Here is a 13,161-nt window from a genome sequence, read left to right on the forward strand (position 1 = left end):
TGGACGCCCCCGGCGTCCGCCCGGCAACCTGGAGGTCCAAGAAAGAACAAGGCGGCCGGCTTCCGCCCCGGCCGCGAGGACCGCCAAAGGAGCCGACATGCCAGCCACGCGGCGCACCCTGATGGCCAGCGCCATCGCCCTGGCCACGCCCCGCCTCGCCCTCGCCCAGGCCGAGGACTGGCCCCGCCGCCCCATCCGCATGATCGTGCCCTATGCCCCCGGCGGCGGCGCCGACCTCACCACCCGCATCCTGTGCGAGGCGATCCGGCCCATGCTGGGCCAACCAATCATCGTGGAGAACCGGGCCGGCGCCAACGGCGTGGTCGGGTCCGAAGCCGTCGCCCGCTCGGCGCCGGACGGCTACACGCTGGTCACGGTGACCAACGGGCACCTGGCCAACCGCTACGTGATGCAAAGCCTGCCCTTTGATCCGCTGCGCGACTTCACGCCCATCGCCATGATCTCCAACTACCCGATGATGCTGGCGGCCGGCGCCGCCGCCCCGTTCGGCGACCTGAAAGGCCTGCTGGATTACGCGCGCGCCCACCCGCGGGACGTCAGCTACGGCACCTCCACCGCCGTCAGCAGCTTTGTGGGCCAGTCCTTCGCCCGGCTGTCCGGCGTCGAGATGACGGAGATCCCCTATCGCGGCGGCGGGCCGATGATGACGGACCTGATCGCGGGCGTGCTGCAGGTCGGCTGGGGCAGCCCGGAAACCGTGCTGGCGCAGATGTCGAGCGGCAGGCTGCGCATCCTAGGCATCTCCAGCACCACGCGGATGCAGGCGGCGCCCGAGGTGCCGACCATCCAGGAGGTGGGGCCCAAGGGCTTCGACCACACGGCCTGGATCGGCTTCTTTGGCCCGGCCAAGCTGCCGCCGGAGATCCCGGCCCGCATCGCGGCGGCCCTGCAGCAGGCGGTGCAGAACCCCGCCACCCGCCAACGGCTGCAGGAGATGGGCAACCTCGGCATCATCGAGGGGCCGGACGCCTTCCGGGAACGCAACATCCGGGAAGACCAGGCGTGGGACAAGGCCGCGCGCGAGGGCCTGCTGACCCGCATCACCGGCTGATCAGGCCGACAGGCGCCGCCATTCCTGCTGCAACAGCCCCGTGAAGGCCCGCGCGATGGGCGACAGCGGATGGTTGCGCAGCCGCACCGTGCTGAACTGTCGCAGCACGGGCCGCCCCTCGATCGGGACGGTGCTGAGCTCGGGCAGCCCCGCCGCGCGCACCACCGCGCTGGGCGCGATGGTGACGCCCATGCCGGCGCCCACCATGCCGAGCGCCGTGCGCACCGTGCTGGCGAACAGGGAAGGCCGGAACTCCAGCCCGCGCCGTGCCGATTCCTCGGTCACCAGCCGGGTCAGCCGCACCTGGCTGGAGGACAGCAGCACGGGAAAGCGCAGGATCTGGTCGAAGCCCACCGCCGGCGCGGCCAGCAGCGGGTGCCCGGTGCGCGCCACCACCACGCATTCGTCGCCCGGCAGGGGCTCGGCCGCGAAGCGCGGGTCGCTGCTGTCCATCACCATCACCGCGAGGTCGGCATCGCCCACGGCCAGATCCTGCAACGCCGCGCCGGCATCCTTGTCATGGATATGCACCACGGCGCCGGGCGTCTGCTCCGTCACGCGCCGCACCACCGCCGGCAGCACCACGGCGGCCAGCATGGGCGATGCGGCGACGACCAGCTCCCGCCGCCGCGCCTGCTGCTCGTCGCGGAACTCGGCCAGCATGGCATGCATCTCGGTGACGATGGGCTCGGCCCGGTCGCGCAGCCGCAGCCCGGCATGGGTCAGCTCCACCTTGCGGCCGCTGCGGTCGAACAGCCGCACGCCTAGCTCGCCTTCCAGCCGTTGCACCCGCTGGCTGACGGAAGGCTGCGACAGGCACAGCGCCCGCGCGGCCTGGGTGAAGCTGCCCGTCCGCGCGATGGTCAGAAAGGTTTCCAGCTCCGCCGGATCGAGCGAGATGCGCGCCATGCCGTTGCCCCCAACGCGGAACTGCGTCCGCTGTGGGCAACATGCTAGATCGGAAGCGGCCAGGCTGGAAGGCGCCGGAGGTCAGATCGGAATCTCGACATCCAGCAGCGGCGCGTGCTGCTGCGCGCCGTAGACATCCGTGTCGCCGATCTCGCCGGCGGGCAGCAGCCGGGGCAGCGTGGCCTTGAAGGCCCGGCCCGGCTCGTAGACGGTGAGCAGCACCTCTTCCGGCCGCACGCCGTAGAGCGTGGCGAACAGCTCGGGCCGCAGCACGCCGCTGCCTTGCACCTTCCGGAAGACCTCCTCCTCGGCGAACATCACGTCGATGGTCACGTCGAAGGGACCGGCGTTCTTGCTTTTGCAGACCTGGGCGATATCCCGGATGCGCGGCATCACACGGCCTCATGCTCGATGGGAAACAGCTCGCAGGGGTCTTCCGGCAGCACCACGTGGTTCATGCTGAAGCGGAACACCTCGCCGGCGGCCAGGTCGGACGGCGAGAAGGGGATCGCCATGTTGCCTTCCTTGCAGAGGCGGCCGGGAAAGTCGCTGTGCAGCATGCTGGTGCGCGACAGCGCGATCACCGCCTGGGCGATGTCCGGCTCCTTCGCCACCACGTCGATCAGAAAGCCCAGCTCGTGCGGCCGCGCGTTTCGCACCGGCTCCCGCGCGCCCATCACGCCGTCGCGGCCATAGGTGTGGATGGTCAGGCGGTAGTCCTCCGGCGCGATGTCGAGGTCGTCCGCCTTGCCGCGCACCAGCTCCCGCACCAGCCCGAAGAAGTGGTCCACCTGCGGGATCAGGATGGGGTCGCGCGTGCCGGCGAAGCTCACGGCGCGGTGGCCGACGAACTCGGCCGCTTCCAGCTTCACCGTGTAGTCGTCGGCCGGGGTCCAGCGCATGCCGGACACCCGCGTCGCCTTGTGGGACACCTGCTCGAACACGCAGTCGCTGGTGTCCAGCACGCCGCCCGGCTCCACATGGCGGACCGGGCTGGAATTCTCATGCAGCGAATGGTTGGCGACGGAGATGGGCGTGCAGCGCTTGTCGCCCATCGGCTCGCAGGTCACGCCGTCCTCGCGCACCGTGACATGCAGGCAGTCCGGACCCTTGGGCCAGGCGGGCAGCGCGCCGCATTCCAGCATCTTGCCGGCGTACCATGACGGCGCGGGCGGCAGTTGCGCGCTCATGGCGCAGGCGGCGAAGGGCGCGGGGTCGCTGCTGCGGCCGCCCAGGATCACCTGCGCCCCCTCCCCCAGCGCCCGCATGTAGGGTTCCGGCCCACACAACCCGACGATGCGCGTGGCGCGTCGCACCGTCTCCTCCTCCAGCGGCGCCATGCGGCCGAGCGGGCGGCTGCGGCCTTCCCGCACGAAGCGCAGCACGCGGTCCTGGCTTTGCTCCGCATGGATCAGGGCCATCTTGAAATGCAGCCCTTCGTCCCGCGCGATGTCGCGCACCATCTGCGCCACCAGCTGCAGGTGCGGCTCGCCCCCCGCGCCGCCGGCGGTGCCGATCACCAGGGGCACCTTGTGCCGGATGGCGGCGATCAGCATCAGCCGCAGGTCGCGCCGCATGGCGCGCAGCGACACAAAAGGCTTGCCGCTGCCCAGGTAATACGGCCCCGGGTCGCTGCTGCCGCCGTCGCAGCCGATCATGTCCACGCCACGCTCCATGGCGGCGTTCAGGCAGGCCTCGGGGTAGCCGTATCCGAGGATGCCGCTGGTGGAAACCAGCCGGTACTCGCGCATCTCCCCTCTCCTCACAGGCTGCGCCGCGGGGCACCCTTGGCGACCGCCTTGGGCAGGCCGAGGTTTTCGCGCAGCGTGGTGCCGGCGTATTCCTTGTGGAACACGCCGCGCCGCTGCAGCTCCGGCACCACGTAGCGGGTGAAGTCCTCGTAGGCGCCGGGGCGGTGGGTGGCCGCCACCACGAAGCCGTCGCAGGCCTCAGCCTGGTACCAGGCCTCCATCTCGTCGGCCACGTCGGCGGCCGTGCCGCAGAACACCGGCATCTCGTGGATGGTGCCGCGCTTGGAATGGGTCACGAAGTCCTGCGGCGTCGGGTTGGCCTTGCCGCTGGCCTGCACCACGCGGTCGCGCAGCGCCTGCTGGCCCGAGATGCCGGCCAGCTCGGCATCGCCGATCGGCTCGTCCATGGCGTGCTTGGAGAAGTCGAAGTTCAGGATCTCGCCCAGCAGCGACAGCGAATCCTCCGGCTGCGCCAGGGTGCGGAGAAAGGCCTCCTTTTCCCGGGCGATCTCGCGCGTCTCGCCCACCACGGCGTAGACGGGCGGCGCGATGCGCACGTGGTCCGGGTTGCGCCCCGCCGCCGCGATGGCGGCCTTGAGGTCCTTGTACTGTGCCTGGCCGGACGCCATGGACTTGTAGGCGGCGAAGACCAGCTCGCCCCACCGCGCCGCGAACTGCTTGCCGCGCCCGCTTTGCCCCGCCTGGATCACCACCGGCTGCCCTTGCGGCGAGCGCGGCACGGTGAAAGGCCCGCGCGAGCGGAAGAAGCGCCCCTGGTGGTCCAGCCGGTGCACCTTGTCCGGGTCGGCGAAGATGCCGCCGTTGCGGCGGTCCACCACCAGCGCGTCGTCTTCCCAGGAGTTCCAGTGCCCGAGCACGCATTCGATGAACTCGTCCGCGCGGTCGTAGCGCAGGTCGTGCGGCGGGTGCTGCGTCTGGCCCATGTTCAGGGCCTCGGAATCGTTGAGCGAGGTGACCACGTTCCAGGCCGCGCGGCCGCCCACCATCAGGTCCAGCGTGGCAAAGGTGCGGGCCACGTGGAAGGGCTCGTAATAGGTGGTGGAATAGGTGCCGCCGAGGCCCAGGTGGCGCGTCGCCATGCCCATGGCCGTCAGCAGCGGGATCAGGTCCAGCTTCACGGCGCGGATGCCGTATTTCACCGTGGTGCGGTAGTCGTCGCCATAGATGTCGGGCATCGCCAGGCGGTCGTCGAAGAAGGCCAGGTGGAACTTGCCTTCCTCCAGCGTGCGGGCGATGCGCACGTAGTGGTCCGCCGTCAGGAAGTCCGGAATGGCCTCGGGGTGGCGCCAGGAGCCGGGGAAGTTGGAACAGTTCTGCGCCTGCATGAAGGCGATCAGCGTCATGTCGTTGCGGCGTGCCACTGCGGATCTCCCTTTGGTTTGGAAAGGCTAGGTCCGGCCGGCGGGGCACGAAAATTCGAAGCCCCTATGGCGTGATCGCCAGCGCGAATGGATCGTGGCGCCGGCGCGGGCGTGCTATCCCGCCCCTGCGGCCGCGCGGCGGCCTTTCTCACTCCAGCCGGGGAATGTCAGCACGATGTCCAGCAAGGTCGCCCTCGTCACCGGGGCACAGCGTGGTATCGGCCGGGCCATCGCCTTGAAGGCCGGGGCACTCGGCTACGCGGTGGCCGTCAACTACGTGGAAGAGCGGGAGGAGGCCGAGGCGGTGGCGGACGCCATCCGCAGCGCCGGCGGCACCGCCATGGCGGTGCGCGGCGACCTGGGCGACGTCGCCTCCATCGAGGGCATGGTCGCGGCGGTGGATAGCGCCTGGGGCCGGATCGACGCGCTGGTCAACAACGCCGGCATCTTTCCGCGCGTGCCGCTGCTGAAGATGCGCGAAAGCGACTGGGACCCCGTGCTGGACATCAACCTCAAGGGCAGCTGCTTCGCGACCATCGCGGCGGCCAAGGTGATGATCCGCCAGGGCATCGCGGGCAGCGTGGTGAACATGGCCTCCTCCGCCATCCGCGGCGGCCCGCGCGCGGTGCACTACGCCGCCAGCAAGGGGGGCATCGTGGCCATGACGCGCGGCATGGCGGTGGAGCTGGCGCCGCACCGCATCCGCGTCAACGCCGTGGCGCCGGGGCTGACCAACACGCTGCAGCCGCGCCAGGGCATGTCGGAGGACGAGGTGAGGGAACGCTCCGCCGCCCTGCCGCTCGGCCGCATGGCGGAGCCGGAGGAGATCGCGGACGCCGTGGCCTTTCTGATGGGCGGGGCGGCCAGCATGATCACCGGCCAGACCCTGCACGTGAACAGCGGCGACTACCGGCCCTAGTTGACCAGCCAGCCGCCTTCCACAGGCACTTCCGCCCCCGTCATGAAGCTGGCCTCGTCGCTGCTCAGGAACAGCGCGGCGGCGGCCACCTCCTCGGGCAGGCCGAAGCGGCGCATGGCGTGCCGCTCGCGCGACTGGCGGCGCGCAGCGTCCTGGTCCTCCCGCCGGGCCATGGCGCGGGCCAGCATGGGCGTGTCGATGGCGCCGGGCAGCAGGGCGTTGACCCGCACGCCGTCGGCGGCGAAGTCCAGCGCCATGGTGTGCGTCAGGCTCAGCACCGCGCCCTTGGAGGCGATATAGGCGCTGTTGTTGCGCCCGCCCGCGCGGGCGAGCTGGGACGCGACGGTGACAATGGCGCCCTGCCCCTGTTGCCGCATGGCCGGCAGCACCGCGCGGCACCACAGCCAGGTGCCGCCCAGGTTGGTGCGCAGGACCGCGTCCCACCGCTCCGGCGCCACGTCCAGCACCGTGCCGCCGACCGAGATGCCGGCGGCGGTGACCAGCGCGTCGATCCGCCCCCAGCGCGCCAGCACGGCGGCGGCATCCGCATCCGCCGCCCCCGGCGCGCCCGCGTCGGAGGCCAGCGCCATGGCCGTGCCGCCCGCCGCTGCGATCTCCGCCGCCACGGCCTCCGCCGCACCGGCGTCCAGGTCCACCACGCCCACCCGCGCGCCTTCGCGCGCGAAGGCCAGCGCCGTGGCGCGGCCGATGCCGGACCCCGCCCCGGTGACGATCGCGACCTGTCCGGTAAATCTCATGCGCCCTGGTTCCTGTTCCGCTGCGGCGGGGGCATCCTGCACCGGGGGAACGGTTCTTGCACATCCGGCGCGGCCGGAACGCTGCGGACCGGCTTTTGGATGGGAACCGGATGTTGAGCAGACTGAACCTCGCGCGCCGCACGCTGCTGCTGGCCACCCCCGCGCTGCTGGCGCGCCCGGCCGCCGCCCAGGCCCCCGCCTGGCGCCCCGACCGGCCATTGCGGCTGGTGCTGCCCTTCGCCCCCGGCGGCTTCACCGACATCCTGGCGCGCGAGCTGGCGGAGCGGCTGTCGCCGGTCCTTGGCCAGTCGGTGGTGGTGGAGAACCGCGCCGGCGGCGGCGGCAACATCGCGGCCGAGGCGGTGGTCCGCGCCGCGCCCAACGGGCTGACCCTGCTGGTGGCGACCCAGGGTGTCATCGAGATCAGCAAGGCGCTGTTTTCCTCGCTGTCCTACGACCCGGACACCGATTTCGTGCCGCTCGGCATGATGGCGGCGCAGCCCAACCTGCTGGTGGTGGGCCGCGCCCGCTTTCCCGACCAGGACCTCGCGGCCGTGCTGGCGGCGGCGAAAACGCGCGAGGGCGGCCTGTCCTACGGCTCCAACGGCGCCGGCAGCTTCACGCACCTGTCCATGGAGCTGCTGCGCAGCCTGACCGGCGCCCCCCTGGTGCATGTGCCGTATCGCGGCAGCGCGCCCATGCTGACCGACCTGATGGCCGGCCACATCGACCTGGCCTTCGATGGCCTCGGCACCTCGCTGCCGCAGGTCACGGATGGCGGGCTGCGGGCCATCGCCGTGTCCTCCGCCCGGCCCACCTCGGTGCTGCCGGCGGTGCCGCCGGTGGCGGCCACCGTGCCGAGCTTCGACGCCACCCCCTGGTACGGCGTTTTCGCCGCCACCGCCGTGCCGCAGCCGGTGCGCGCCAGCCTGGAGGCCGCGGTGCAGTCTGTCCTGAAGAGCGACAGCTGGGCCAAGCTGCTGCGCGACCGGCAGGCGGAACCGTTCCCCGGCGGCTCGGCCGAGCTGGCCGGCTTCATCGCCAAGGAACGGGAAACCTGGCGCGAGGTGGTGCGCAAGACCGGCACCCGGGCGGATTGAGCATGTTCGACCCGACCATCGGCTGGGCCTGGGACGGCCCCCCACCGGGCAGTCCCGCCGCCACCCAGGCGCGGCTGCTGCTGCTGGACAGCCTGGGCTGCGCCCTGGCGGGGCTGCTGCACGACAAACCGCGCGCCATGGCGGCGGCCCTCGCCCCCGCCTTTCCCGGCCCGCTGCGGCTGCCGTTCTGCCCGCCCCTGGGGCCAGCCGGCGCCGCCGCCGTGCTGGCCGCCGCCATGCCCTGGGACGAAGCCAACGAGGGCCTGGCCCGCGCGCATGGCCGCCCCGGCCTGGCCGTCGCGCCGCTGGCGCTGGCGGCACTGCTGCAAGGCGCCACGCTGGACGAGGCGCTGGCCGCCTTTGCGCTGGGCTACGAGGTCGCGGGGCGCGCCGGCGAGGCCTGGCGCCTGCGTCCCGGCATGCATGTGGACGGCTCCTGGCACGCGCTCGGCGCCGCCGCCGCCGCCGCCCGGCTGGCGGGTGGCGACCGGGAGGCCGCGGCGCGGGCGGTGCGCGTGGCGGCATGCCAGGTGCCGTTCAGCCTGTATGCGCCCATCAAGGCGGGCATGGACGGGCGCAACAGCTACCCGGCCCATGCGGTTCTGCTGGGGCAGCTCGCGGCAGGCTCCGCGCTGGCGGGCATGGACGCGCCGGCGGGCGGCTTTCTGGAAGCGCGCGAACTGGCGCTGGGCCTCACCGAGCCGCCGCCCTGCGCGCCGGTGGGGGAATGGCTGCTGGCGCAGGCCTACATCAAGCCCTTCGCCGGCGTGCGCCACGCCCATTACGCGGCCGCCGCCGCCCTGGAGCTGCGCCAACAGATCCCGCCCGGCGTGGAGCCGGAGCGGCTGGTGCTGCACACCTATGCCGAGGCGCTGCGCTATGCCGGCAACCGGGCGCCGGGCAGCGCCATCACGGCGCAGTTCAGCCTGAGCTGGGCGGTGGCCGCCGCGCTGGCGCAAGGCGACCTCGCACCCGCCGCCTATGCCGATGCCGCGCTGGCGGACCCGGCGCTGCGCCGGCTGGAACAGCGCGTGGAACTGCTCGAAGAGCCGGAATGGACGGCGGCCGGCCGCCGCGCCGCGACGCTGTCGGCCATCCTGCCCGATGGCCGCCGCCTGAGCGGCACGGCCAGCAGCGTGGCGGGGGATGCGGAGCGGCCGATGACGCCTAGCGCGGTGGCAAACAAGCTGCGCCGCTTTCTCGCCCCCGGGTATCCGCCGGGCGTGGCGGAGGCCCTGATGGACCTGCTGCACGCCGCCGGGGATGCCCGGCCCGGCGCCGCGCTGCTGCGGGCCCTGGCCTAGCCCGGCGCGGCCCGCAGCCATTGCGTGGCGCTGGCCGCGCGCCCGATCGCCGCCCAGTCGTAGCGCATGGGCACCATGCGGCAGGCCGCCCATTCGGGCGCCTGGTCGGCGTAGTGCGGGCTGCCCGGCTGCCCGGACGCGCCGTGGAACACCGCCCAGCGGCAGTTCTCCCAGTCGCCCACGTCGAACACGTAGCGGCACAAGGCGCCATAGGTGGCGGCGGGGCCGGCGGCGGGCAACAGCCCGATCGCCATCACGGTGTCGCCGTCGCCGCCCAGCGGCATGCCGGGCGGGTCCAGCAGCGCGGCGCATTGCGGGAACATCGTGGACAGCGGGTGCTGAAAGGCCGGGCGATGCGCCTCGCCCCAGGGCAGCGGCGGCGCGGTGGCGGCCTCCTCCAGCGCGTGCAGCAGAACGTCGTCCCAGCTCCAGCCATCCAGCATGGCGGCGTCGTCGTCGCGCAGCAGCCGGGGCAGCACCCACCACAGGTTGCCGACGGCGGACACGCCGGGCGGCACCGCCGCCCAGGGATGCGACGCCATGGCGTCCAGCCCGGAACGGCGGGCCAGGATGCCGGTCATGGCTCGCCGCAGGGCGTTGTACCCCGTGGCAGCGGTGGAGCCGGCATCCATGCGGCCGTCCCAGTTCAGCAGAAGCTCGCGCAGCGCCGCCGCTTCCGGCGCCACGGGTGCTGGCAAAGCGCGCAGGCGGCGCTGAAACAACGCGCGATGCGGCGACAGCACGTCGGCATGGATGGCCGCGGCATCGGCCACCGCGAAGCGCGGCAAGGCGGCCAACAGCTCGGCGATGCGCGCGGCGCGGTAGGGCGGGTGGCAGTCGGTGCAGAGATAAGGCTCGCCATCCGCCACCACGCGGTTGTTGGCGGTGACGATGCTGCCGCCCGCCGGGTCGATCACCTCCGGCATCTGCTCATGCGGGATGTAGCCGTCCCATTCGCCCTCGCCCGTCCAGCCGGGCACGGCGAACCAGCCGTTGAGGCGCGGCCGGCGCGGCACCAGCGCGCGCACGCGGTGGCCGATGCGCCCCGCCACGTCGCCGGCGACGAGGTTGTGGTCGATCAGCCCCCAGCCGCGCGTCGCCTCGAACAGCGCCGGCACGCTTGCGGCGCGCAACATGCGCGGCAAGCAGTCAAAGGACAGGTCGGTATCGGCGAACTGCACGGAACGCAGGACCAGCGCGGCGCCGGACGCCGGGTCGCCCGCCACCACCGGGCCGTGGCGGGTTTCATGGATGGTGACCACCCGGTCGGCCTCGCCGCGCACGCGAAGGGTTTCCGTGCGGCTTCGCACCGGTTCGCGCGCGTCGCGGAACAGGCACAGGCCGTCCTCGAAGCGTTCCAGGAACAGGTCGTGGATGTCCACAAAGGCGTGGGTGACGCAGCAGGCGACCTGGCCGTTGTGCATGAAGTGCGGGAAGGCGGGCACGCCGGGCACGGTGAGGCCCACCGCGTCCCATTCATCGCAGGCCAGGTGGTGCTGCGCGTACATGCCGGGCATCTCGAAGGCCCGGTGCGGGTCGCCGGCCAGGACCGGCCGCCCGGTGGCGCTGCGCGCCGGCCCCACGGCCCAGTTGTTGCTGCCGCCGCCCGTCTCGTCCGGCCCCATGGCGTCCAGCAGCGCCGCGATGGCCGGGCGCAGCGCGGCAAGGTCCGCCGCCATGCGCGCGCCGGTGGCGCCGGGCGGGATGCACAGCAGCTCGTCCTCGCCGTCGTCGTAGCGCAGCTTGGCGGCATTCTCGGCGCCCACCACCGGCAGCGCCAGGATGCGCGCCAGCTTGAACCACACCGAGCCCATCAGCAGGCCGAGCCGGCGCATCACCGCGATGGAATGCCAGCCTTCCCACGGCTCCGGCGTGGCGCCGAGCAGCCCGTATTCCACCGGCAGCGGCGGCCGGCTGTCCAGAAAGGCGTTTACGCCCGCGGCGTAGCGGTCGAGCATCCCGCGCGCTTCCCCGCCCAGGGCGGCGTAGTCACGGCGGCAGGCGGCTTCCATGCCGAGGCGCCGGCACAGCGCGTCACCGCCGGCGGCTTCGGCGCCCAGCCATTCGGCGGCCCGGCCCAGCGCGCGGCGGCGGCACAGCTCCATCTGAAACAGCCTGTCCTGCGCGTGCACGAAGCCGAGCGCGAAATGCGCATCCGCCGCCGTGGCGGCGCGGATGTGCGGGATGCCCCATTCGTCGCGTTGCACGGAAACATCGGCATCGAGGCCGGGCAGCGCCTGCGGATTGCGCGTATCAGGCAGCGCGGCGCGCAGCGTGGCGGCGTCCAGCATCACGCGTCTCCCAGCCGCACGCCCCAGAAGATGGGAAAGGAGGATTGCACCAGCCCCTGCAGCCGGTTGCGGTAGCCGGCGGGACGGGAAAACTGGCCCCACATCACCGTGGGCGTGGTGCGGTAGGCATCCTCCTGGATGGCGACGGCGATGCGCTTGCGGGCGGCGTCGTCGGAAGCGGCGACGAAATCGCCGAGCAGGCCGGTGGTGGTGTCGCTGCAGCTCCAGCCCGGGTAGTCGCCGCAGTTGTTGGAGATGTAGAAGTGCGTCAGCGGCGATGCCATGTCGACGCCGTTGGAATACACGGGAAAGACGCTCCACCCCTCCTTGCGGCCACGGCGCTGCAGCACGGTGCCCCAGTCCATCACCTGCTCGTCCACCGTGAAGCCGGCTTCGCGCATGCGCTGCGCCAGAAGGCTGCCGGCGGCCTGGGAGATGGAGCCCGCGACCTGCAGCATCACCACCGGCTCGCCCTTGTAGCCGGTGCGGGCCAGCGCGGCCTTGCCGGCGGCGGGATCGAAGCGCACGGCACCGGCATCGGTGGCCAGCGGCGCGTCGCACATGAAGAAGGCGGCGCAATGGTCCAGCCGCAGGTCGGGGCCGATGCCGGCGGCCTGCAGCATCTCCTGCTGGTCCACCAGCTGCCACAGCACGGCGCGCACGGCAGGGTCGGCGAAGGGGCCGCTCGCGGCATTCACGCGGAAGTTGCCCTGGAACATGTCCAGCCCCTTCAGCGCCATCACCTTGACGTCGCGCGAGCGCGCCAGCATCGGCACCAGGTCGAAGGGCAGGTACTGCATGTAGTCGATCTCGCCGGCGGCCAGCGCATTGGCGCCGGTGGCGTCGTCGCCGATGGTGCGCAGCACCACCTGCGGCACCTGTACCACCTTGCCGCCGGACAGGAAGTCGGCCGGCTCGCCGCGCGGCTTGTAGCCGTCGAAGCGCAGCAGGGCCATGCTGTCGCCGACCTTCCAGCGGTCGGCGGCGAAGCGGAAGGGGCCGGAGCCGATCACGTCCTTGATGCGCCCCTCGCCGGCAGCGGCGGCCACGCGCGCCGGCATGATGGCCGGCAGCGGCGCGTTGGGCTTGCCGAGGACATTGAGCATCAGCGGAAAGGGCGTGTTGAGCGCGATGGAAAACACGCGCTCGTTGTCCGCCGTCATGCGGGCGCCGGCGGCCAGCAGCATGCGGCCGAGCGCATCGCGCGGCGCCCAGCGGCTCAGGGACGCGACGCAGTCCGCCGCCGTGACGGGAGTGTCGTCATGGAAGCGCAGGCCGGGGCGCAGGGTGAAGCGCCAGCGCAGCCCGTCGGCGGAAACCTCGTGCGCCTCGGCCATCTGCGGATGGACCTGCCCCTGCGCGTCGCTGCCGTAGAGCATGTCGAACACGTGGTAGGCGAAGGTGCGGGTGATCGCGGCGGTGGTGACATGCGGGTCGAGGATGACGACCTCGGATTCCAGCATGACGGTCAGCGGCCTGGCCTGCGCCGCCGCGGGGCGGGACCACAGCGCGGCCGGAAGGGCCAGTGCCGCCGCGCCCGCCAGAACCCCGCGCCGTGATGCCGTGATGGTGCTCATGATGCCCCTCCGGACGTGCGGCACCCTGCTTGATCGCGGTCCGCAGGCGATACACGATATATCCGATATCAAGCGGGGCAAGCAGAATCCGCCCCACC

General features: G+C 72.4%; 11 protein-coding genes. 4 read left to right on the top strand and 7 right to left on the bottom strand.

The annotated features are described in order from the left end of the window. Positions 1-97: 97 nt before the first annotated feature. Positions 98-1,072 carry a Bug family tripartite tricarboxylate transporter substrate binding protein gene (locus IAI59_RS02695; protein WP_207417996.1) on the top strand — a complete coding sequence of 325 codons (975 nt, stop codon included), beginning with the start codon at positions 98-100 and terminating at the stop codon, positions 1,070-1,072. Here the strand turns inward: IAI59_RS02695 and IAI59_RS02700 are convergent, their stop codons facing one another. The 4 genes from IAI59_RS02700 to IAI59_RS02715 all read right to left on the bottom strand — a co-directional run bounded on the left by IAI59_RS02700 (position 1,073) and on the right by IAI59_RS02715 (position 5,114). Then, positions 1,073-1,981, bottom strand: coding sequence for a LysR family transcriptional regulator (locus tag IAI59_RS02700; protein ID WP_207417997.1), 909 nt, complete (start codon positions 1,979-1,981; stop codon positions 1,073-1,075). 81 nt (positions 1,982-2,062) lie between these two features. Beyond that, on the bottom strand, positions 2,063-2,374 hold the full coding sequence (locus IAI59_RS02705; protein WP_207417998.1) for a DUF4387 domain-containing protein: 312 nt from the start codon (positions 2,372-2,374) through the stop codon (positions 2,063-2,065). After that, on the bottom strand, positions 2,374-3,732 hold the full coding sequence (locus IAI59_RS02710; RefSeq protein ID WP_237180795.1) for an acyclic terpene utilization AtuA family protein: 1,359 nt from the start codon (positions 3,730-3,732) through the stop codon (positions 2,374-2,376). The genes IAI59_RS02705 and IAI59_RS02710 overlap by 1 nt, the downstream gene beginning before the upstream one ends. Before the next feature lie 11 nt (positions 3,733-3,743). After that, positions 3,744-5,114 carry an LLM class flavin-dependent oxidoreductase gene (locus IAI59_RS02715; protein ID WP_237181183.1) on the bottom strand — a complete coding sequence of 457 codons (1,371 nt, stop codon included), beginning with the start codon at positions 5,112-5,114 and terminating at the stop codon, positions 3,744-3,746. A gap of 175 nt (positions 5,115-5,289) precedes the next feature. Between IAI59_RS02715 and IAI59_RS02720 the strand changes: the two genes are divergently transcribed. Further along, positions 5,290-6,033 (top strand): SDR family NAD(P)-dependent oxidoreductase, encoded by a 744-nt coding sequence (locus tag IAI59_RS02720; protein WP_207417999.1) that lies wholly within the window; start codon positions 5,290-5,292, stop codon positions 6,031-6,033. On the opposite strand, the gene IAI59_RS02725 is transcribed toward IAI59_RS02720, so the two are convergent. Then, positions 6,030-6,791, bottom strand: a complete 762-nt coding sequence (locus tag IAI59_RS02725; RefSeq protein ID WP_207418000.1) for an SDR family oxidoreductase — start codon at positions 6,789-6,791, stop codon at positions 6,030-6,032. The genes IAI59_RS02720 and IAI59_RS02725 overlap by 4 nt on opposite strands. Positions 6,792-6,901: 110 nt before the next feature. Here IAI59_RS02725 and IAI59_RS02730 point away from each other — a divergent pair, with 110 nt between their 5' ends. Beyond that, positions 6,902-7,891 carry a Bug family tripartite tricarboxylate transporter substrate binding protein gene (locus IAI59_RS02730; protein WP_207418002.1) on the top strand — a complete coding sequence of 330 codons (990 nt, stop codon included), beginning with the start codon at positions 6,902-6,904 and terminating at the stop codon, positions 7,889-7,891. Positions 7,892-7,893: 2 nt separating this feature from the next. Then, on the top strand, positions 7,894-9,195 hold the full coding sequence (locus IAI59_RS02735) for an MmgE/PrpD family protein (protein ID WP_207418003.1): 1,302 nt from the start codon (positions 7,894-7,896) through the stop codon (positions 9,193-9,195). Here IAI59_RS02735 and IAI59_RS02740 read toward each other — a convergent pair. Together IAI59_RS02740 and IAI59_RS02745 are read right to left on the bottom strand one after the other, a co-directional pair. Then, positions 9,192-11,486, bottom strand: a complete 2,295-nt coding sequence (locus IAI59_RS02740; protein ID WP_207418004.1) for a penicillin acylase family protein — start codon at positions 11,484-11,486, stop codon at positions 9,192-9,194. The two genes, IAI59_RS02735 and IAI59_RS02740, sit on opposite strands and share 4 nt — an antisense overlap. Beyond that, the gene (locus IAI59_RS02745) at positions 11,486-13,063 is read right to left on the bottom strand and encodes an ABC transporter substrate-binding protein (protein WP_207418005.1); all 1,578 of its coding nucleotides are present in this window, start codon (positions 13,061-13,063) and stop codon (positions 11,486-11,488) included. The genes IAI59_RS02740 and IAI59_RS02745 overlap by 1 nt, the downstream gene beginning before the upstream one ends. Positions 13,064-13,161: the final 98 nt, after the last annotated feature.

Origin of the sequence: Roseomonas haemaphysalidis, from assembly GCF_017355405.1 — a bacterium.
Lineage (GTDB): Bacteria > Pseudomonadota > Alphaproteobacteria > Acetobacterales > Acetobacteraceae > Pseudoroseomonas > Pseudoroseomonas haemaphysalidis.

Coding starts and splice junctions, on each gene's coding strand:
- IAI59_RS02705 (WP_207417998.1), bottom strand. CDS start 2,374: ATGCCGCGCATCCGGGATATCGCCCAGGTCTGCAAAAGCAAGAACGCC.
- IAI59_RS02735 (WP_207418003.1), top strand. CDS start 7,894: ATGTTCGACCCGACCATCGGCTGGGCCTGGGACGGCCCCCCACCGGGC.
- IAI59_RS02710 (WP_237180795.1), bottom strand. CDS start 3,732: ATGCGCGAGTACCGGCTGGTTTCCACCAGCGGCATCCTCGGATACGGC.
- IAI59_RS02725 (WP_207418000.1), bottom strand. CDS start 6,791: ATGAGATTTACCGGACAGGTCGCGATCGTCACCGGGGCGGGGTCCGGC.
- IAI59_RS02730 (WP_207418002.1), top strand. CDS start 6,902: ATGTTGAGCAGACTGAACCTCGCGCGCCGCACGCTGCTGCTGGCCACC.
- IAI59_RS02720 (WP_207417999.1), top strand. CDS start 5,290: ATGTCCAGCAAGGTCGCCCTCGTCACCGGGGCACAGCGTGGTATCGGC.
- IAI59_RS02745 (WP_207418005.1), bottom strand. CDS start 13,063: ATGAGCACCATCACGGCATCACGGCGCGGGGTTCTGGCGGGCGCGGCG.
- IAI59_RS02740 (WP_207418004.1), bottom strand. CDS start 11,486: ATGCTGGACGCCGCCACGCTGCGCGCCGCGCTGCCTGATACGCGCAAT.
- IAI59_RS02695 (WP_207417996.1), top strand. CDS start 98: ATGCCAGCCACGCGGCGCACCCTGATGGCCAGCGCCATCGCCCTGGCC.
- IAI59_RS02700 (WP_207417997.1), bottom strand. CDS start 1,981: ATGGCGCGCATCTCGCTCGATCCGGCGGAGCTGGAAACCTTTCTGACC.